This is a genomic window from Kitasatospora sp. NPDC096140, assembly GCF_040303045.1.
Classification (GTDB): Bacteria; Actinomycetota; Actinomycetes; order Streptomycetales; family Streptomycetaceae; genus Kitasatospora.
This window is the reverse complement of the sequence record NZ_JBEOUW010000045.1, coordinates 10,950-29,151: the sequence shown is the minus strand read 5'-3', so window position 1 is coordinate 29,151 and position 18,202 is coordinate 10,950. Positions and strand designations below refer to the sequence as shown.

Annotated in this window: 16 protein-coding genes, 1 tRNA gene and 1 riboswitch; of the genes, 5 read left to right on the top strand and 12 right to left on the bottom strand. The window is 74.7% G+C overall.

What is annotated here, in order from left to right:
- Positions 1-152: 152 nt before the first annotated feature.
- From ABT048_RS33710 to ABT048_RS33700, 3 genes are all read right to left on the bottom strand, one after another.
- Entirely contained in the window at positions 153-719 is a 567-nt protein-coding gene (locus tag ABT048_RS33710; RefSeq protein ID WP_350525388.1) for a TetR/AcrR family transcriptional regulator, read from the bottom strand.
- Between the two features lie 147 nt (positions 720-866).
- On the bottom strand, positions 867-1,694 hold the full coding sequence (locus tag ABT048_RS33705) for an alpha/beta fold hydrolase (protein ID WP_350525387.1): 828 nt from the start codon (positions 1,692-1,694) through the stop codon (positions 867-869).
- 130 nt (positions 1,695-1,824) lie between these two features.
- Positions 1,825-2,115: a YiaA/YiaB family inner membrane protein gene (locus ABT048_RS33700; RefSeq protein ID WP_350525386.1), complete on the bottom strand. Its 291-nt coding sequence runs from the start codon at positions 2,113-2,115 to the stop codon at positions 1,825-1,827.
- A gap of 197 nt (positions 2,116-2,312) precedes the next feature.
- A riboswitch (cyclic di-AMP (ydaO/yuaA leader) is annotated at positions 2,313-2,471 on the top strand.
- A 12-nt stretch (positions 2,472-2,483) separates the two neighbouring features.
- Here ABT048_RS33700 and ABT048_RS33695 point away from each other — a divergent pair.
- Positions 2,484-3,317 (top strand): M23 family metallopeptidase, encoded by an 834-nt coding sequence (locus tag ABT048_RS33695; RefSeq protein ID WP_350525385.1) that lies wholly within the window; start codon positions 2,484-2,486, stop codon positions 3,315-3,317.
- A 99-nt stretch (positions 3,318-3,416) separates the two neighbouring features.
- On the opposite strand, the gene ABT048_RS33690 is transcribed toward ABT048_RS33695, so the two are convergent.
- Entirely contained in the window at positions 3,417-4,292 is an 876-nt protein-coding gene (locus ABT048_RS33690; protein ID WP_350525384.1) for a hypothetical protein, read from the bottom strand.
- Positions 4,293-4,334: 42 nt separating this feature from the next.
- Between ABT048_RS33690 and ABT048_RS33685 the strand changes: the two genes are divergently transcribed.
- The 4 genes from ABT048_RS33685 (at position 4,335) to ABT048_RS33670 (ending at position 7,207) form a co-directional block, all read left to right on the top strand.
- Positions 4,335-4,946 carry a GNAT family N-acetyltransferase gene (locus ABT048_RS33685; RefSeq protein ID WP_350525383.1) on the top strand — a complete coding sequence of 204 codons (612 nt, stop codon included), beginning with the start codon at positions 4,335-4,337 and terminating at the stop codon, positions 4,944-4,946.
- 114 nt (positions 4,947-5,060) lie between these two features.
- Positions 5,061-5,801 carry a sensor domain-containing protein gene (locus ABT048_RS33680; RefSeq protein ID WP_350525382.1) on the top strand — a complete coding sequence of 247 codons (741 nt, stop codon included), beginning with the start codon at positions 5,061-5,063 and terminating at the stop codon, positions 5,799-5,801.
- 123 nt (positions 5,802-5,924) lie between these two features.
- Positions 5,925-6,713, top strand: a complete 789-nt coding sequence (locus ABT048_RS33675; protein ID WP_350525381.1) for a class I SAM-dependent methyltransferase — start codon at positions 5,925-5,927, stop codon at positions 6,711-6,713.
- A gap of 47 nt (positions 6,714-6,760) precedes the next feature.
- Positions 6,761-7,207, top strand: a complete 447-nt coding sequence (locus ABT048_RS33670) for a GNAT family N-acetyltransferase (RefSeq protein WP_350525380.1) — start codon at positions 6,761-6,763, stop codon at positions 7,205-7,207.
- Here the strand turns inward: ABT048_RS33670 and ABT048_RS33665 are convergent.
- From ABT048_RS33665 to ABT048_RS33630, 8 genes are all read right to left on the bottom strand, one after another.
- Complete coding sequence (locus tag ABT048_RS33665; protein ID WP_350525379.1) at positions 7,204-8,346, bottom strand: hypothetical protein; 1,143 nt, start codon at positions 8,344-8,346, stop codon at positions 7,204-7,206. The genes ABT048_RS33670 and ABT048_RS33665 overlap by 4 nt on opposite strands.
- Before the next feature lie 452 nt (positions 8,347-8,798).
- On the bottom strand, positions 8,799-9,590 hold the full coding sequence (locus tag ABT048_RS33660; protein WP_350525378.1) for a hypothetical protein: 792 nt from the start codon (positions 9,588-9,590) through the stop codon (positions 8,799-8,801).
- A 196-nt stretch (positions 9,591-9,786) separates the two neighbouring features.
- Positions 9,787-9,860 (bottom strand) — tRNA-Met (locus ABT048_RS33655).
- A 116-nt stretch (positions 9,861-9,976) separates the two neighbouring features.
- A complete protein-coding gene (locus tag ABT048_RS33650) occupies positions 9,977-11,158 on the bottom strand; it encodes a PrsW family intramembrane metalloprotease (RefSeq protein WP_350525377.1) in 1,182 nt (393 codons plus the stop codon).
- Between the two features lie 301 nt (positions 11,159-11,459).
- A complete protein-coding gene (trmB, locus tag ABT048_RS33645; RefSeq protein WP_350525376.1) occupies positions 11,460-12,290 on the bottom strand; it encodes a tRNA (guanosine(46)-N7)-methyltransferase TrmB in 831 nt (276 codons plus the stop codon).
- Between the two features lie 55 nt (positions 12,291-12,345).
- On the bottom strand, positions 12,346-13,584 hold the full coding sequence (gene lhgD / locus ABT048_RS33640) for an L-2-hydroxyglutarate dehydrogenase (RefSeq protein WP_350525375.1): 1,239 nt from the start codon (positions 13,582-13,584) through the stop codon (positions 12,346-12,348).
- Between the two features lie 267 nt (positions 13,585-13,851).
- On the bottom strand, positions 13,852-15,429 hold the full coding sequence (locus ABT048_RS33635; RefSeq protein ID WP_350525374.1) for a TROVE domain-containing protein: 1,578 nt from the start codon (positions 15,427-15,429) through the stop codon (positions 13,852-13,854).
- Between the two features lie 675 nt (positions 15,430-16,104).
- Positions 16,105-17,532 (bottom strand): NsdA family TPR-like regulatory protein, encoded by a 1,428-nt coding sequence (locus tag ABT048_RS33630; RefSeq protein ID WP_350525373.1) that lies wholly within the window; start codon positions 17,530-17,532, stop codon positions 16,105-16,107.
- Between the last annotated feature and the right edge of the window lie 670 nt (positions 17,533-18,202).

Genomic DNA, 18,202 nt, shown 5'->3' with positions numbered 1-18,202 from the left:
GTCTTCCCTCGGCGCCTCCCTCCGACGTTTCCCCCGGCGTTTCCCCCGGCGTTTTTCTCTCGGCGTCCACCCGTCCTCCGTCGGGGCGGCGCGGGGGGTCGGCCGGCTCGACGCCCCGTGTCCGCCGGTCCGCCGGGTGCGTGGGCGGCTCGTCAGGCGGGCCAGGCGCGGAGGCCGGTGGTGAGGGTGGCGATGAGGCGGTCCTGGGTGGTGGTGAGGTCCTCGGCGAGCCGGAAGGCACCGGCGGTGCTGAGGGAGGCGAAGCCGTGGGCCAGGGAGCGGACGGTCCGGGCGGCGTGGATCGCCTCGGAGCCGTCGAGCCCGTACTCCCGCAGGACGGCGATGATCACGCCGACGAGTCGCGCGGCCGCTTCGGCGAGGTCGTCGTCGGGCTGCGGGGCCTGGGGGAGGGCGTTGTAGCGGTGCGGGTGCTCGGTGGCGTACGCGTGGTAGGCGCGCAGGACGGCGGCGACGGCGTCGTCCCCGCTGCGGCCGACCGCGGCGGCGGCGAGGCAGTCGGCCAGTTCCCCGGTGACCCGGACGGCGATCAGCCGCCGCAGTTCGGCGAGGCCACCGCTGACGTGCTTGTACAGCGAAGGGGTGGCGACGCCGGCCCGGGCGGCGACCGCGGCGAGGGTGAGGGCTTCGGTGCCCTGTTCGTCCAGGAGGGCGATGGCGTGGTCGACGACCTGGTCGGGGGTCAGTCCTATGCGGGGCATGGTTTCGGGCTTCTCTCGTGCGGGAGTCGGCGGCGGTCGGGCGGTGGTCCCGCCGTGGTCGGCCCGGTGGCCGGCCGGTGGTGGGCCGGTGGCGGGCCGGGTGGGCCGGGTGGGCCGGGTGGGCCGGGTGGACCGGCGGTCGGGCGGTCAGGCGAGTTCGGCGAGGAAGGGCAGCAGGGCGTCCGCGGTGGCCTGCGGGTCGTCGGCCATCGGGTAGTGCCCGGACCCTTCGATCATCGCCTTCCGCGCGCCCAGTGCCGCGACCTGCCGGTCGGCGACGAGCTCCGGCCTCGGGAAGTCGGGGTCCTTGCTGCCCATGACCACCAGCGCCGGGCACCGCACGGCGGCCGTCCAGCCGACCGGCGAGGAGTTCCCGGTGACGTACCCGCGGGTGGCGGTCTTGCGGCCCGGGGTGCGCAGCGCGGCGACCAGCCCGTTCACGTAGGCGTCGAAGTCGGCGGGCTTGGCGCCGGGGAAGGCCATCCGGCGCAGGTAGAAGCCCCAGAAGGCGGGCCAGTGGACGAGCGCCGCGCCCATCAGGCCGAGCACGCCGCGCATCAGGGCGCCGGGCCGCGGGTTCTCGACGAAGGCGTCGATCAGGACGATCCCGGCGACCCGCTCCGGCGCGTCCCCGGCGACCTTGACGACCGTCGCGCCGGTGTAGGAGTTCCCGGCGAGGACGGCGCGCTCGATGCCGAGGTGGTCGAGCAGGGCGAGGACGTCGTCGGCGATGGCGGCGGGGCCGTAGTCGTCCCAGGCGATGGACGACTCGCCGAAGCCGCGCAGGTCCATGGTGACGACCCGGTGGCCGGCGGCGACGAGCAGCGGGCGGAGGTGCCGGTACGCGGCGCGGCTGTCGAGCATGCCGGGCAGCAGGACGACGGGGGTGCCGTCGCCCTGCCGGGTGTCGTCGAAGGCGATCCGCCCGCCGGGGAGGGTCAGGTACTGGGTGTCCGGGGTGATGGTGGCGTTCATGGTGGGCCTCCTCGGTCCTCCGCTGCGGGCATCGGCGGTGCTGCCGATAGCCATAAAGCTAAGGCTAATAGCCTTAGCCGTCAAGTGCTCGACCGCGGCGGAGGGGGGAGGGGGTGTCGGGCGGCCCGCCTCAGACCCCCTCGACCTTGAACGGGTCGTGCTCGCTGAGCAGCTTCTCCAGCCGGGCCTGGTCGACCCGGCTGACGATCTCGTTCGTCTCCTGCCGGTCCCGGACCACCTTCGCCAGGGTGAACGCGGAGCTGACGGTGTAGAGGAGGCCGATCCCGAGGAACGCCCGGGTCCACCCGCCGACCGGCAGGTAGGCGATCCCGACGGCGAGGGCCGTGCCCGACAGGGCGAAGGAGAGGATGGCCTGGATGTAGTAGGCGGCCGTCGTGCGGTTCTGCATCGGTGCGCTCATGGCGTCAGGATGCGGCCGCCCGACCGGGCCGCACATGAGTAGGAGTACTCAGATGGGGTGCTCGTGTCGAAGGGGCGTTCGTTGACGTCCTATCACTCGCTCCACGGCCGTCCCGGACGGATGGCTTGGAATCAGAGCGTCCTAGGATTAACGTTTGATAACGCAGCGCGGTTGTCAACGCCGTACCCAGACGGCACCGTGCGCCGTCGCCTAATCCCGCCGGCCGGCCTCCGGGCAGGTCAGGGAGCCGGGGAACCACGTTCCTTGGGGTGAATCGGCGGGGCCCCGGCCCGGCCGTAGGAGACCTTCCTGCTCCGAACCCGTCAGCTAACCCGGTAGGCGCGAAGGAAGGAAAGGAGCGCGCCTCCGTGGCGTCGACGCACACTCCGGCACACCCGGCCGGCCCCGCAGCCGGTACCCAGCTCCTCGACCACCCCGGTGCGGACGGCCCCGAGGCCCTCGGCCCGGAGGCCGAGACCAACCGGCACCGGATGCCGCGCCAGGTCCGCGGCACCTCCCCGCTGCTCGGCGTCACCGCCGTCGCCGCCACCCTGGGCGCCACCGGCTTCGCCTCGGCCACCCCGGCCGCCGCACCCGCCGTCGAGGCCCCGGACGAGACGCCGGTCGCCCTCTCCGCCGACCCCGGCCTCGCGCTCGCCGCCCGCATCCAGCAGCAGGCCGACAGCCAGCGCACCGCCGCCGAGGAGACCGCCCGCGTGCAGGCCGCGCAGGAGGCCGAGGCCAAGGCCGCCGCCAAGGAGGCCGAGGCCAAGCGCGCCGCCGAGGAGGCGGAGGCCAAGCGGGCCGCCGCCCTCACCCTCCCGGTGAAGGACTACCGGCTCTCCGCCCACTACGGCCAGAGCGCCCGCTACTGGGCCAACCTGCACACCGGCCTGGACTTCGCCGCCGACACCGGCACCCCGGTCTACGCGCTCGGCCAGGGCACCATCACCTCGGCCGGCTGGTCCGGCTCCTACGGCTACCGGATCGTCGAGACCCTGCCCGACGGCACCGAGATCTGGTACTGCCACCTCTCCTCGATCATCGCGGGCTCCGGCAAGGTCACCTCCGGCCAGCAGATCGGCAAGGTCGGCGCGACCGGCAACGTCACCGGCCCGCACCTGCACCTGGAGGTCCGCCCCGGCGGCGGCGCCCCGGTCGACCCGGAGCCCTGGCTCCAGCAGCACGGCCTCAACCCGTAACGGACACCCGGAGGCCCGTAGCGGCCTCCCGGAAGCCCGCAACAGTCACCCGGAAGCCCCCGGCCGCACGCGGCCGGGGGCTTCCGGGTGCCACGGCGGCTACTCCTCGGCGGGCAGCTGCGCCAGGTAGGCGTCGATCTCCTCCTGGCCCGGCTCCGGCGCCAGCTCCGGGAACTCCGCCACCAGCAGCCGCGGCAGCCCGGGCACCGTCCACTCCCCGAACAGGTCGAGCGCCGCGTCGACCGCCGCGTCCTCGAAGTGCCCGAAGTCCCCGGCCAGTTCGTCCGGCATCGGGCGCCCGAGCGCGGTCAGCTCGGCCAGGTTGCGGTAGCTGCGCCGCATCAGGCCCTGCTCCAGCAGCCGCCGGGCGCCGTCCGTGGCCATGCCGACCGACAGCACCCGTCCCGGTCCCCAGCCCTGCTCGTCCGGCTCGTCCAGCCAGCCGGTGGGCACCAGCGCCTCGTACGCGGCCAGCCGCTCCTCCTCCGCCAGCCCGGCGAAGCCGGTCAGCCAGTCCCGCACCGCCGCCCCGTCCGCGACGTCCACCCCGTGCGCGTGCAGCAGCAGCGCGTACAGCCGGGGCCAGGTCACCAGGTCGGCGCGGCGCAGCAGCCCGGCCGCGACCTCGCCCTGCCACTCGGCCTCGGCGTGCAGCCGCTCCTGGCGCTTGGCGTTGAGCCGCCGGGCCGCCCGCTGGTGGTCGATCAGCAGCCGGACCGCCTCGCCGTACGCGAGCGGGTCCTCCTCGGGCGCGGGTTGGACGTACAGGTGGAGGCGCTCGTACAGCAGGTGCTCCACCGCGTCGGAGGTCAGTTCGGGCCAGCCGTCGTGCATCCTGCTCTCGCCCAGCTCCAGCAGCGCCAGCACCGCGTGCAGCGGCCCCTCGGCCACCGGCGTGCGGCCCTGCTCGGCCGCCCAGGCGAGCAGGTCGGCGGCCCTGGTGCGCGGGGCGAGCCGCAGGTCTTCGTCGTTCATAGTCCGAACGGTAGCCGCCGGGGGCGGGTAGGGTCGGCAGCCATGGTCCCCGTACGACTCACCGGCCCCCGGCTGGCCATCCGCGAGTACCACCACACCGACGGCGACGTGGACGCCCTGCACGCGCTGTTCGGCGACCCGGAGGTCACCCGGCACCTGCCGTTCGAGCCGCACGACCGCGAGACCTGCGCCGACCAGATCGAGCTCTACCTGGAGGAGGCGATGGCCGAGCAGCGGGACACCTACCGGCTCGCCGTCACCAGGCTCGCCGACGCCGAGGACCCGCGGGACGCGACCCCGATCGGCCAGGCCTCGCTCACCCTCGGGGAACACGGCGCCGCCGACCTCGGCTGCGTCCTCGGCCGCGAGTTCCAGGGGAGCGGCCACGGGCGCGAGGTCACCGCCCTGCTCTGCGACCTCGGCTTCGGCGTCCTGGGCCTGCACCGGTTGACGGCCCGGGCCGAGGCGGCCAACGCGGCCGCCGCCACGGTGCTCACCGGGCTCGGGTTCCGGCCGGAGGAGCGGGCGCGGCAGGACCGGCTCCCGGACGGCGAGCGGTCCGGCCCGGACCACTACGTGCTGCTCGCCGACGCGTGGCCGGGCCCGGCCGACCGCCGTCCGGCCGAGCGGCGGCCCGAAGGGGAGGGGGGTTAACCCCACCTCCGATCCGCCAGGCCTCCGGATGCCCCGGGCCCCGGCCGTTCGACCAGACTGGACGACGTCAGGGAACGCGAACGACCGTCACAACGAAGGGCCGGGGGCCGGGAGATGAGCAGCAGCCGAAGCACACTGGACCACGAGTTCGACGTCCTGGGCGGGTACGACGCCGACCCGCGTCCCGACCGGGCCCACCGGACGGAACAGCCGCCGGCCTTCCTGGCGGCGCCGTTCTCCGCGCACTACTACCGCGAGATCGGGTACGTGCTCACCGGCCTGCCGGTGGCGATCGCCGGGTTCGCCGTCGCGATCACCCTGTTCTGCCTCGGTCTCGGCACCTTCGTCACCGCCCTCGGCCTGCCCGTCCTGGCCGCCCTGACCGTCGCCGGCCGGGGCTTCGGCCGGCTGGAGCGGGCCCGGGTGCGCGGCATGCTGGCCCTGGACGTCCCCGGCCCGAAGCCGGCGCGGCGGGTCCGCCCGGGCAGCTGGGGGGCGGTCACCGCGCGGCTGGCGGACCCGGCGGGCTGGAAGGCCGCGCTGCACCAGGTGGTGATGTTCCCCTGGGCGATCTTCAGCTTCACCATGACGCTGGTGTTCCTGCTGGTCGGCTGGGCGATGGCGCTCTACCCCGTCTACCACTGGGTCTTCCCGACCTTCACCGACTGGCGCGGGTACCAGGTGTTCGACTACACCGACAGCCACCACGTGCGGCACGTCTACTACATCGAGGGGGTGTGGCAGATCGCCGCGGTCTCGCTGGTCGGGGTGGTGCTGGTGTTCCTCACCGCGCAGCTGGTCCGCGGTCTGACCAACGTCAACCGGGCCGCCGCCCAGGGTCTGCTCGGCCGCTGAGCCGGTACCGGCCGTCGGGCTTGTGGGGCCCGTCGGGCCCCGGCTGTCAGGCCCCGTTCCGCTCCGTCCGGCCCCGTCCGCCCTCCGGGTGCGGGCGGGGCCGACGCGTGTTCGGATGGCCGGGTGGCCGCCGAAGGCTTTCCCACCGAACGGTTCCCCGAGGAGCGGTTCCCCCTCGAACGGGCTCCCTCCGAACCCCGGGACGTCCTGGTCACCTCCCGTCCGCTGGACGAGTACTGCGCGCTGTTCGGCCTCACCCGGGCCCGGCTCGCCGCGCTGCCCGGGCCGCTGCTGGACTGCCCCGGCGGCGCGGCCGGCCTGGCCGCCGAGGCGCGCGAGCTGGGCTGCCGGGTGATCGCCGCCGACCCGGCGTACGCGCTGCCGCTGCCGGTGGTCGCGGCCCGCGCCCGGGCCGCCCGGGCGGCGATGGCCACCGCGATGGCCGACCGCCCGTACCTCTACCCCCCGCCCCACCCCCACCGGCCCGAGCGCTACCTGCGCAGCTGGGACCGCGCCCGGCGGCTGTTCGCCGCCGACTCGGCCGCGCACCCGCAGCGGTACGTCGCCGCCGCGCTGCCCCGACTGCCCTTCGCCGACGGCACCTTCGCCCTCACCCTGAGCGGCTACCTGCTCTTCGCCTACCCCGAACTCTTCGGCCCCGAGCGCCAGTTGGCCGCCCTGACCGAGCTGGTCCGGGTCACCTCCCCGGACGGCGAGGTCCGCGTCCAACCGCTGTGCGACGCCCGGGGCCGCCGCTGCCCCCACCTCGACCCCCTGCGCCACGCGCTCGGCGAGCGCCGCATCGCCAGCGAGGTCCACCGCGTCCCCCCGGCCGAGGGCGGCCGCACCCGCCGCGTCCTGGTACTGAGGGCAGCCGACCACCGCCGTCGGGCGGGGTCGCTCGGCATGTAATGGCCACTAGCGACCTGCGCCCCTATACGGCCGCCTATACTCGCCGCATGACCGACATGACGATCCGGCGTGCCGAAGCGGCCGACGCCGCCCGGCTCACCGGGCTGATCCAGGCCTCCGGCGCCTACCGCGGCGAGTACTTCGCGATGATCGACGGCTACCAGGTGACGCCCGACTACCTCGCGCGGCACGAGGTGCGGATGGCCGTGGACAGCACCGACGACCGCCTGCTCGGCTTCTACGCGCTGATCCGTGAACCGGCCGAGCTGGACCTGATGTTCGTCGCGGACGAGGCCCAGGGGCTCGGCGTCGGGCGGCAGTTGATCGCGGACATGCTGGACCGTGCCCGGGCGGCCGGGATCACCTCGGTCAAGGTCGTGTCGCACCCGCCCGCCGAGCGCTTCTACCTCCGGGTGGGCGCCGAGCGCACCGGCACCCGGCCGCCGCAGCCCAGGACCCCGTGGGAGCAGCCCGAACTGCGCTTCACCGTCTAGGACGCGCCCGCAGCACCGGAGGACGACGGAGCCGAAGGCGCCGCCGCGTCCGGGGAGGCCGGGGAGGCTGGGGAGGCCGCTGCTGCGGGCGCCGCCGCGGGCGCCGACCCCACCGGCTGCGCCGGCACGAAGGCCGTCACCTGCAGCCGGGAGAGGATCTTCTCCGCCAGCCAACTGCGGTCCGACCCGTACGGAATGCCCCGCGGGTCGACCAGCTGCGCCGCCACCGCGTCCCGCAGCCGCTGCGCCTCGGCGGCCGGCAGCCGGGAGAGCAGTCCCCGGGCGGCCAGTAGTGCGTGGTACTGCTCGAAGCCCGAGCGCGGGTGCTCGATCGCGTCCAGCACGCTCGTCAGGTCCGCCAGGGCGGGGTCGCCCTGCATCAGCGCGAGCGCCTGGATCCGCCGTCCCTCGGAGCCGTCCGTGAAGAGGCCCCGCACCTGGTCGGCGGTCAGTGCCGAGCGCCGCGCGGTCGAACGGACCTCGGCCACCACGCCCTCCGGCCCGGCCGGCGAGCCCGAGGCCGGCGGCAGCTGCCCGGCCAGCGCGGCGGGGTGCTCGGCGCTGCCGCCCAGCAGCCCGAGCTGCTGCATCGCGCGGACCCGCAGGTCGTCGGCGCCGACCTTGTCGCCGTGCCGGTCGCGGTCCTGCCCGGCGAGGAAGAGGTCCAGTGCCCGGTCGGCGTCGTTCAGCACCCGGGGCAGCGCGAGCCTGGTCACCAGCCAGCCGGCGAGGAAGCCGAGGACCAGGAAGTAGAGCACCAGCGCCGCCGCGAACGGCACCGCGGAGTCGCCCCCGCCGAGCACCGGCGCCAGCGCCGACCCGAGTTCGTGCAGCCGCTCGCCGAGCGAGCCGAGCTGGGTCAGTCCGACGCCCAGCAGCACCTTGGTCAGCCAGTCCGAGACCTGCTCCAGATTGGTGTTCGGCGCGTACGAGCCCTGCGGTTGGTCCGAGCCGCCGCGCACCCGGGGCACCCCGAACAGGAAGCCCAGCGCGCCGCCGAGCACCGTCGAGGCCCCGGTCACCACCAGGCCCCCGCCGAGCGCCTGCCAGGTCTCGTCCCGGCCGAGCGCGAACAGCAGCAGTCCGATCAGTCCCGTCCCGGCCAGTGCGCCGGCGGCACCCCACTGCGCCGTGCCCATCGCCGACCTGCCGCCCGGCCGCCGCGACCCCGCCATCGCCCACCCCCTGTGTCCGTGCCGCTCCGCTCCGGAACCCCGCGCCGACTCTAGCGCCGCGGCCCCACCACGGAAACGCCCGGAGCACGCCCCGGCTACGACAGGAAGACCCGTGAAAACACCGACGGTCCCCGAAAACGCAGACAGCCCGCAGGCTGCTCCTGCGACGCCGGCCCGTGCACTGGCCTGGCGCCGAGGCACCGGGGATGTACCGGTGAGCCTGCGGGCCGGGTGACTGCTATGGATTTCGCCTGCCGGAGGCCAGGGGCCTCACCCCGCGCAGGCAGGGGCGGCTCTAGCGAGCAGCCACCTCACGCATCCTGGTCGTACTCAACTCAGGATCACCTCCTTTCAGTGTGCCGCCACCATAGGCAGGCCACTGTCGGGACGGCAACGGATTTATCCGGGCGCGTCGCTCAGGCGGTCTTGAACTGGCTCTTGAACTTGGCGAAGTCGATGACGTTGTCGGCCGACGGGGCCTGGATGGTCAGCGGCTTGTCGAAGTCGGAGAAGTCGATCTGGCCGCTGCCGTCCGTGCCGCCGGTGTGCTCGATCCGGACCGGGTACGGCTTGCCCTCGGTGGCGACGTGGATGGTCGACACCCCGCCCTTGGAGTCGGTGGACTTGAGGCTGAAGGTCTTCACGCCGTTGACGTTGCCGGCGGAGCCCTTCTCGACCTTGTTCTCGGTGCCGTCGTCCTCGGTGATCTTCTTGCTGAAGTCGGCCAGGTTGCAGACGCTGGAGAGGGACTTCATCTCCGGGTCGGTGTCGAAGCCGGTCAGGTAGCGGCCCTTGAACAGCTCGGCCGCCTGGGCGCCGTTCGGGCCGCCGAGGTTGGTCCAGAAGGCGGTGTCCGGCTTGACGTAGGAGGTCTTGCCGTCGCTGATGATCTCGAACTTGCCCATGCCGGGCATCGACATGGTGCCGGTGCACTGGCTCTTGTTGTCCAGGGACAGGTTCAGCTCCATCTTCCCGTCCTCGTCGACCATGTTGCCGCTGATCTTGAGGGCGGTGGCGCCGGCCAGGGCGTCCTTGGCCTGCTTCTCGATGTCCTGCGCGCTGAGCTTGTCGGTGTCGAGCTTCTGCGAGGCGGCCGCCTTGGAGTCGCCGCCACCCTTGCTGTCGCCCTTGGTGTCGCCGCACGCGGCGGTGCCGGCTGCCAGGACGAGGCAGATCGCGGCGGTGCTGACCAGGCGCTTCGAGAGCATTGGTGCTTCCTTGTCCCGGGGGTGGCCCCGGGCCGCCCCCAACTGGATGAATTTTTCCTCAGTATGGGTCAGACGCCGGACGGGGGATCTTGCAATCCGCCGCTGTTACAGCTTCGTGGCAGGACCGTGCTCTCCGTGTACCCGGAAACGCGAAAGACCCGGAGGACGAGTCCTCCGGGTCTTTCGTGCTACTGAGTAGCGGGGACAGGATTTGAACCTGCGACCTCTGGGTTATGAGCCCAGCGAGCTACCGAGCTGCTCCACCCCGCGTCGGTGAACACAACAATACGTGGAAGTCGCCGAGATGGGAAATCGGTTCTGCGAGCACCCCCGCCGCGGGCCCGGCGCACCCCCGCCGCGGGCCCGGCGCACCCCCGCCGCGGGCCTCAGCGGCCCCCGGCGGGGTGCCCGGCGGCCTGCCGGGCACCCCGTACCCCGTGCCGGGCCGAGCGGGCCCTCGCCCAGGCCGCGAAGCAGACCAGCGCGACGAAGCAGGGCACCATCAGCGCCGCGTACACCACCAGGAAGCCGTGCGTGCCGAGGTCGGCGGCGGCGTTCCAGGTGCCGTGCAGCACCATCGCCAGCAGCAGCCCGGTCGGTGCGGCCAGCCGGGCGAGCCAGCGCCGCCCGGTGGTCAGGGCGACGGCCAGGCCGATCCCGGTCAGCGCGGTGAACAGCGGGTGGGCGAAGGGCGAGAGCAGGGCGCGCAGCACGAAGGTCTGCACGGTGCTGTCGAAGTCGCGCAGGCTGGGCGGATCGCCGAGGCCCAGGCTGTCCAGCCGCTGCCGCTGGTCGCTGGTGAAGGCCCGTCCCAGGTAGAGGGCGTTCTCGGTGAAGGCGAAGCCGCAGGCGGTCGTCCCGCCGAGCACCACCCCGGCGGCCAGGGTGCGGGGCCGGGAGCGGCGGTGCGGTGCGCCGCCGGACGGCGGGGCGGGGCAGAGGTAGGGCAGCGGCCGCAGGTAGGGGCGCAGTCCCAGCCGGCCCCGGGCGTGCGGCCCGACCTCGCGGCGCGGGTACGGGCGGGGGCGCCGGGGCGCGGGCGACCGGTGCAGCAGCGGCGCGCAGGGGCGCCCGGTGCGGAGGCCCCGGCAGCGCAGTCGTCGGCCGAGCGGCAGCAGCAGCACCAGCAGGGCGGTGGCCTTGGCGGTCTCCTCGATCACCGGGGTGGCGATCCCGGCGCCGAGCAGCGCGCCGAGCGGGCCCCGGTGCCTGGTCAGGTAGCTGGCCGTCCAGTTGTTGGCGAGGATGGCGACGGTGGTGGCGGCGCAGGCGCCCCAGGCGAGGCAGAACGCGGTGTGCCGCAGCGGCACCCGGGCGGTGAGGTTGAGCCAGGCCAGACCGCCCAGCACGAAGGGCAGCGGCACCATCGCCAGCCCCAGGCCGACCAGCAGTCCGACGGTGCCGGTCTGCCGCTGGACGAGGTGCAGGATCAGCACGCCGCAGCCGAGCAGGACCAGAACGGCGGTCGCGGTGACCGAGGAGAGCACCGTCGAGCGGCTGCGGCCCGGCGGTCCTCCGGGGGCGTCGGCTGCGCCGACGGCGGCGGAAGCGGTGGCGGGGAGCCTCACGGTCGGCGGTGACGAGCCCCCCGGCCGGGGCAGCAGCCGTCGGTCCCGGCGCCACCGGGGCCCCGGGATCGTCCGGGTGTCGCCGGTGCTCGGGACCGTCTCCGGTGCGTCGGCGGCGACCCGAACAGCCGTCCGAACCGTCGTCAGGGCGGTCGGCCGGGACCCGCCGCCGGACGGGCTGCCCATGCGGCACAGGGTAGGCCACGGCAGCCGCCCGTCGGGAGGACTCGGGACGAAACGTCCGTTCGGGGCACGTCCGTACGGCCGCCGCGCGGCCGCCGTTCGAACGGCGGCCGGTGGGTCAGCGCCGGCGGAACAGCAGGTCGTGGACCACGTGGCCCTTGGCGATCCCGGCCCGTTCGAACTTGGTGACCGGCCGCCACTCCGGTCGCGGTGCGTAGCCCGGGATGCTGCCGTCCGGGTGGTCCGCGGGCTCCAGCCAGCCGGTCCCGTCACCCTCGGGGTGCAGGTTCTCCAGCTCCGGCGAGGCGGACAGCACCGCCAGCATCTGCTCCGCGTACGGCTCCCAGTCGGTGGCGCAGTGCACCAGGGCGCCGGGGGCGAGCCGGGGCAGCACCAGGTCGAGGAAGGACTCCTGGACCAGCCGGCGCTTGTGGTGCTTGGGCTTGGGCCACGGGTCGGCGAAGAAGACCCGCAGGCCGGCCAGCGAGGCGTCCGGGAGCATGTCGCGCAGCAGGATCACCGCGTCGCCGGCGGCCAGCCGGACGTTGTCCGAGCCGTCGCGCTCCAGCAGGCCGAGCAGGTTGCCGTGGCCCGGGGTGTGCACGTCGGCGGCGAGGATGCCCGTGCCCGGGTCGGCGGCGGCCATCGCGGCGGTGGTCTCGCCCATGCCGAAGCCGATCTCCAGCGTCACCGGCAGCTCGCCGAACAGCTCCCGCAGGTCGAGCGGGGTGCCGTCGATCGGGATGCCGTACGTCTCCCAGCCGCGGTCCAGCGCGCCGGCCTGGGCGTTGGTCATCCGGCCCCGGCGCGGCTGGAAGCTGCGGATGCGACGCTCCCGGTGCTGCTCCTCGGTGGCCTTGTGCGGGTACATCGGCGCGGGGTAGCCGGCCGGCGCGGCGGAGAGCCGGGCGGACGGCGAGGGCTGGGGGATCGGGGCGGTGGCAGTCACAATCCCCCGAGTCTACGGGGCCGTGCGGGGCCCCCGGCGGGGTGTGTGACGGGGCTCATCCGCCCGCCTCCAGCGCGGCCAGGGCCCGCCGGGCCACCTCCCGGCCGATCGGCAGCGAGGCCGTCGCGGCCGGGGAGGGCGCGTTCAGCACGTGCACCGCGCGGCGCGGGGAGCGCGGGTCCTGCGGGTCGAAGCCGGCGAAGGCGAAGTCGTCCAGCAGCGAGCCGTCCCGGGCCACCGCCTGGGCCCGCACCCCGGCGGTGGCCGGCACCAGGTCCTCGGCGGAGACGGCGGGCAGCAGCCGTCGGACGGCCGTGGTGAACGCCCGCTTGGACAGCGAGCGGTGCAGCTCGCCCAGCTCGTACCGCCAGTGCCGGCGGGCGATCCGCCAGGTGCCGGGGAAGGCCAGGGTCCCGGCCAGGTCGCGCGGGCGGACGGTGCGCCAGTCGTAGCCCTCGCGGGCCAGTGCGGGCACCGCGTTCGGGCCGACGTGGACGTCCCCGTGGATCCCCCGGGTGAGGTGCACACCGAGGAACGGGAACGCCGGGTCGGGCACCGGGTAGACCAGGCCGCGCACCAAGTCCCTCCGGTGCTCGGCCAGTTCGTAGTACTCCCCGCGGAACGGCACGATCCGCACCCCGGTCTCGTCCCCGGCCATCCGGGCGATCCGGTCGCTGTGCAGCCCGGCGCAGTTCACCAGCACCCGGCACCGCAGCTCGCCGGTGGCGGTGCCCACCGTCACCCCGTCCCTGCGCCGCGCCACCGTCCGGACCTCGCTGCCGGGCCGCAGCTCGGCCCCGGCCTCCCGGGCCAGCCGGGCGTAGGCGGTGGCGACGGCGGGGAAGTCACAGATGCCGGTGGTGCCGACGTGCAGCCCGGCGAGCCCGGACACCTCCGGTTCGTACCGGGCGATCCCGGCCCGGTCCAGCTCGGTGACCGGGATGCCGTTGGCCCGTCCGCGCTCCGCCAGGGCCGCCAACCGGGGCAGCTCGGCGGCGCCGGTGGCCACGATCAGCTTGCCGGTCACCTCGTACGGGATGCCCTGCTCGCGGCAGAACGCCACCAGCTCGGCGGCGCCCTCGACGGCGAACCGGGCCTTGTACGAACCCGGTTTGTAGTAGACGCCGCTGTGGATCACCCCGCTGTTGCGCCCGGTCTGGTGCGCCGCGAAGCCGGTCTCCTTCTCCAGCACCGCGACCCGCAGCCCCGGCCGCGCCCCGGTCAGCGCGTACGCCGTGGCCAGCCCGACGATCCCGCCGCCCACCACCAGCACATCGATCTCGTCCGCCACCACAGGCTCCTCGCCTCGCCCGGCCGCCCCCACCGCCGCCGATGCTGCCACGGCGGCCGGGCCGGGTCGAGAGTGCGAACGGCCCGCGCGGGAACGGCGAGCGGCCGGGAAGGAACCACCCCCGTGGATCCCTTCCCGGCCGCCCGCCCCCGGCGGTGCCCGATGCCGGGCACGGCCCCGCCGGGTGTCCGGTGCGGTCCCGTCCCGCAGCCCCGGCCCCCACGACCGTGGCTGCGGGACGGCCGGCGACCGCGCGGGCCGCCGGCCCCCTCACTCCTCCCAGGGCCAGTGGGCGTTCGCCCCGGCCTCCAGGAGCGGGATGAGGCGGAAGGCGGCGTCGCTCAGGCCGCCGAAGGTGTGGCGGTGGGCGCCGCCGCTGGGGCCGTGGGCCGGCGCGTAGCCGGCCAGGTTCCAGGTGTAGACGGGGATGTGGGCGGGGACGGCGGCGAGGGGGTCGCCGCCCCAGTGGTTCGGGCCGGTCTGCTCGTCGGTGACGATCACCACCCGGTCGTGGCCGCGGTAGTGGGCGCGCACGGCGTCGGCGGTGTTGGTGCCGCCGAGGCTGGAGAAACGATCCAGCACCCGCAGCACCGCCTCGCCCCGGCCGACCTTGACCACCCGGCTGGTGGTGCCGAACTCGACCAGGTCCGCGTCGGCGGCACGGACCTTCAGCGCGGTGCCGAAGATCGCCGCCGAGTCGGCCCGGTTGAGCTCGGTCGGGCCGCCGGAACGGTCGAACATCGAGCCCGAGCGGTCCACCAGGACCAGCGTCCGGCCCGGCAGCTCCGGCACGTTGGCCAGCGAGTGGCCGAGCGCGGTCTCCAGCGCGTGCCCCCAGCGCAGCGAGGGCGCGTGCCGGTGAGCCGACAGGTAGCGGAACGGGAACTGGCGCGAGCGCCGCACCTCACCCTTGTCGGAGATCCGCCGGGCCACGTCGGCCGCGACCGCGTCCGACACCCCCGCCTGGTCGAAGTTGCGCAGGTTCCGTACCAGCGCCATCGGCCCCATCGACGGGATGACCGCCTCCCAGACCGGCGCGTCCAACGGCCCCTGCAGCCAGCCGGCCAGCGCCTCCCAGGTCAGCCCGGCGGCGGCCAGCCGCTCGGCGCCGTCCTCGGCGGTCACCGCTGCCCGCCGCTCCTCGACGGGCAGCGCGAGCAGCTCGCGGTTGGCGGTCAGCAGCGGCTCGGACGCGGGCGGGACGGCCTCGTCCGGCCGGTGCCGGCGGTCCAGCGCGTACGCGAACAGGGCGCCCTGCCACGGCTTGTCCGGGTCCGGCGAGGGATGGGTCAGCTCGATCACGTCACCGAAGCGGTAACCCTTGCCCGCCGTGTCGTACTTGAGCAGCGAGCGGGCGTCGTAGAGGCGCCGGACACCGTCCGCGACACCGCGCTTGAGCGGCTTGGGCAGCGCCCGGCCGTAGCGCGAGGTCCAGTAGGCGAGCAGCTCCCCGGGCTCGTCGGCGCGCCGCAGCACCGCCGCGACGGCCTGCCGGGAGTGCCCGTGGGCACCCGCGTCGAGCCGGGCCCGGGTGAACTCGGCGGCGCCGACCAGGGCGGCGGTGCGCATGTGGGCGCCGTAGCGCAGCCAGCGCAGCAGCCCGACGGTCCACTCGGGATCGGAGACGGCGAGTTCGCGCACCAGCGCGGTGTAGCGGTCGTCGCGCTCGCCGCCGCGCTCGTAGTAGGTGTCCTTGCCGACCATGTCGGCCACCGCGAGCAGGAACAGCTCGGACCGGGCGTCCCGGACGTGGCCGGTGCCGCCGTTGTGGTTGCGGGTGAGCCGTCCGGTCGTGGCCACCGGCGAGCTCGGGCCCGCCTTCGCCCTGCGGATGTTGAACCTGGACATGGGACAGCCCCCCTCGGCGTGTCGGTGTCAGTGGGAGGGAGGCGTGCTGCGTCCGGGGTGCCCGAGATCGTGCCGACCGTCGCGAGGACGGCCGACGTCGGCGGAGGTTTGTATGCCTTGTGCTCTGTCCATTTGAGCTAGCGCCCGCGCTCGCGCACGGCACGCCCGGGACTCGAACCCGGAACCACAAGATCCGAAGTAACCCCCGCCTGCGCACCGGGCACTCCGAAGCGCACTGCCTCCCGAGATCAAAGGTGGCCGCGGTCGATGGAACTCAGCTTCACCGCGCCCACGGGGGGCACTCGACCGAAGTAACCGCTGCCGTCGCACCGGGAGGTGCGGACGAACTATTCACGTATGGGTGTCCAGAGTTCGAGGACGGCTGAGGTGACGAAGCTGCTCTGGCCACTGAGCTACACCGGCCCGAAGCCGATGACGGGATTCGAACCCGCGACCTGCCCAATTGGGAGTTGGAAGTAACCTCTGCCTGCGCACCTGGACGAGAGAGACCTTAGCCAGGCCCCTCTCGCAGGCGCACCTCATTTACCGTCAGGCATCAGCCGGTGCAGCGGCCGGCCCGCCCGGTGCAGCGGCCGGCCCGCCCGGTGCAGCGGCCGGCCCGCCCGGCGGAGTGGGAGGCCCGCCCGGCGCGGTGGCGGGCCCGCCCGGCGCTCCTCAAGCCGGAGCGACGATCACCGCCCGCGCCCGCTCGGTCAGTTCCCGCACCCGGCGCTCGCCCTGGAACGGCTCCAGGCGCCGCAGCATCTCCACCACGTACTCCCGGCTGCGCTGCGAGGAGATCCGGCCGGCCACCTCGACGGCGCGTTCGCCGGCGGCGACCGCGGCGTCCAGGTTGCCCGCCTCCGCCTCGGCCATCGCCGAGACCACCAGCCGCAGGCCGTGCGAGCGGACGAAGCCCTCGGTGGGCTTGGCCAGTGCCTCGCGGGTGAACTGCCGCACCTTGGAGGGCACTCCGAGGTCGCGGAAGCACTCGGCGGCGTCGGCGGCGAGCCGGTCGTAGGCGTAGAAGTCGATCCACGCCGGATCGGGATCCCCGGCGCGCGCTCGTTCGAGTGCGCTCTCCGCCGCCCCGAGCGCCGTCGCACACGCCGCCGCGTTGCGGGCCTTGGCCTGGGCCCGCGCCTCCACCAGGTGGAAGAAGCTCATGGTGCGGGCGGTGGCCAGGCCCCGGTTGCGCTCCAGGGCGGCCTGCGCCAGGTCCACCGCCTCCTCGGCGAAGCCCCGGTAGCCGGCCTGCAGGCTCATCGAGGCCAGCACGTAGCCGCCGAGCGGCACGTCGGCGGCGGCCCGGGCGAGCCGCAGGGCCTGGATGTAGTACCGCTGGGCGGCTTCGTGCTGCCCGGTGTCGAAGGCCATCCACCCGGCCAGCCTGGTCAGTTCGGCCGTCGCCCCGAACAGGGCCCGGCCGACCGCGTCGCTGTACGAGGCCAGCAGCAGCGGCGCCGCCTCCACCCGCAGGCACTCCGGCACCATAGACGAACGCCAGTCCCCGCCGCCGTACTTGGAGTCCCAGCGGCGGGCCTCCTGGGCGGCCTCGCGGAGCTTGGCGGCGTCCGAGTGGCCGACCCGGTAGGAGGACGTGTCGCTGGGGGAGCGCGGCACCTCGCGGGCCACCGAGCCGTCCGCCGGGGTGATCAGCCAGCGGGAGACGGGCGTCGCGTAGGCGGCGACCGAGAAGGTGCCGGCCAGGCTGTCGCTCCACCGGCCGCCGCCGGGGCCCCGGCGCAGGTCGAGGTCGACCCGCCACAGGTCGGTGGCGGAGCGGACGGCCTCGGCGACGTCGCGCGGGAAGGCCAGGCCGAGTTCGGGCGCCGGGTCGGTGTCGCCCAGGCCGATCTCCTCCAGCGGGACGGGCCGGCCGAGCTTGCCGCCGATCGCGGTGGCGATCAGGTGCGGGACGGGCCCCTGCGGGACCATGCCCTTGCTGACCCACCGGGCCACCGAGGTCTTGTCGTACCGCAGGGTCAACCCCCGCTGGGCGCCCAGGTCGTTGACCCGGCGGGCCAGTCCGGCGTTGCTGATCTGGGCGAGGGTCAGGAGCGTGCCGAGCCGTTCGTTCGGTCCACGTGGGCTGACGGTCATGGTGGCGGCGGCACCTCCTGCGGCCTTGTGCGCGGGGCCCGGGCGGCACCGGGCCGTAGCTGCTGTACCTAGAGTAGTCGGACGCGTTCCGACGGTTAAGAGGTCGCATTCCGGATGGCGGGATCGCGCACTCGGCGGCGCCGCACGGGGGTTGGTCCGGACCACTCGGATCCGGCCGATCGCGCCGCGCGCCGGAGCGTCGTGCTCCGGTCCCGTGTTCACGTGCGCCCGGCCGTGCCCCCTGGCCGCACCGGCTGGTCGGCGATTCGCTGGTGGTCGTGGGTCGGCCCGCCGTCGAGGACCCGGCGGGCCGGGGGATGCCGCCGCCTCAATCCCCGCGGGCGGCGGTGAAGTCCGGGAGGGCATGCGGATGCCCTCCCGGGCTGGGCGACGCCTTTCGGCCATCTCGCGATGCCCATGCCAAGGCGGCCCGCGGGCGGTCCGGGCCAAGGAGGGGGAGGCCCGGCCCGCCCGGCCCCGTCCCACCGCCGTGGGCGCACTCCGCCCCCGTTCCGCCCCGCCGCCGCGGGGAGTTCAGCCCCGGTTCCGTCCCGCCGCCGAAAGGCCGCCACCGAAGCGGAACCCGCAACACCGGCCACAGCGACGCCGAGCGGTGGCACGATGTCCCTGACGGCGCATCGAGCTGCGGGGGCACGTCGGGACGCGCACG

Excerpts from the sequence above, each read along its gene's own strand:
- ABT048_RS33710 (WP_350525388.1), bottom strand. The coding sequence starts at position 719 with ATGCCCCGCATAGGACTGACCCCCGACCAGGTCGTCGACCACGCCATC.
- ABT048_RS33705 (WP_350525387.1), bottom strand. The coding sequence starts at position 1,694 with ATGAACGCCACCATCACCCCGGACACCCAGTACCTGACCCTCCCCGGC.
- ABT048_RS33700 (WP_350525386.1), bottom strand. The coding sequence starts at position 2,115 with ATGAGCGCACCGATGCAGAACCGCACGACGGCCGCCTACTACATCCAG.
- ABT048_RS33690 (WP_350525384.1), bottom strand. The coding sequence starts at position 4,292 with ATGAACGACGAAGACCTGCGGCTCGCCCCGCGCACCAGGGCCGCCGAC.
- ABT048_RS33685 (WP_350525383.1), top strand. The coding sequence starts at position 4,335 with ATGGTCCCCGTACGACTCACCGGCCCCCGGCTGGCCATCCGCGAGTAC.
- ABT048_RS33680 (WP_350525382.1), top strand. The coding sequence starts at position 5,061 with ATGAGCAGCAGCCGAAGCACACTGGACCACGAGTTCGACGTCCTGGGC.
- ABT048_RS33670 (WP_350525380.1), top strand. The coding sequence starts at position 6,761 with ATGACCGACATGACGATCCGGCGTGCCGAAGCGGCCGACGCCGCCCGG.
- ABT048_RS33665 (WP_350525379.1), bottom strand. The coding sequence starts at position 8,346 with ATGGGCACGGCGCAGTGGGGTGCCGCCGGCGCACTGGCCGGGACGGGA.
- ABT048_RS33660 (WP_350525378.1), bottom strand. The coding sequence starts at position 9,590 with ATGCTCTCGAAGCGCCTGGTCAGCACCGCCGCGATCTGCCTCGTCCTG.
- ABT048_RS33635 (WP_350525374.1), bottom strand. The coding sequence starts at position 15,429 with ATGTCCAGGTTCAACATCCGCAGGGCGAAGGCGGGCCCGAGCTCGCCG.
- ABT048_RS33630 (WP_350525373.1), bottom strand. The coding sequence starts at position 17,532 with ATGACCGTCAGCCCACGTGGACCGAACGAACGGCTCGGCACGCTCCTG.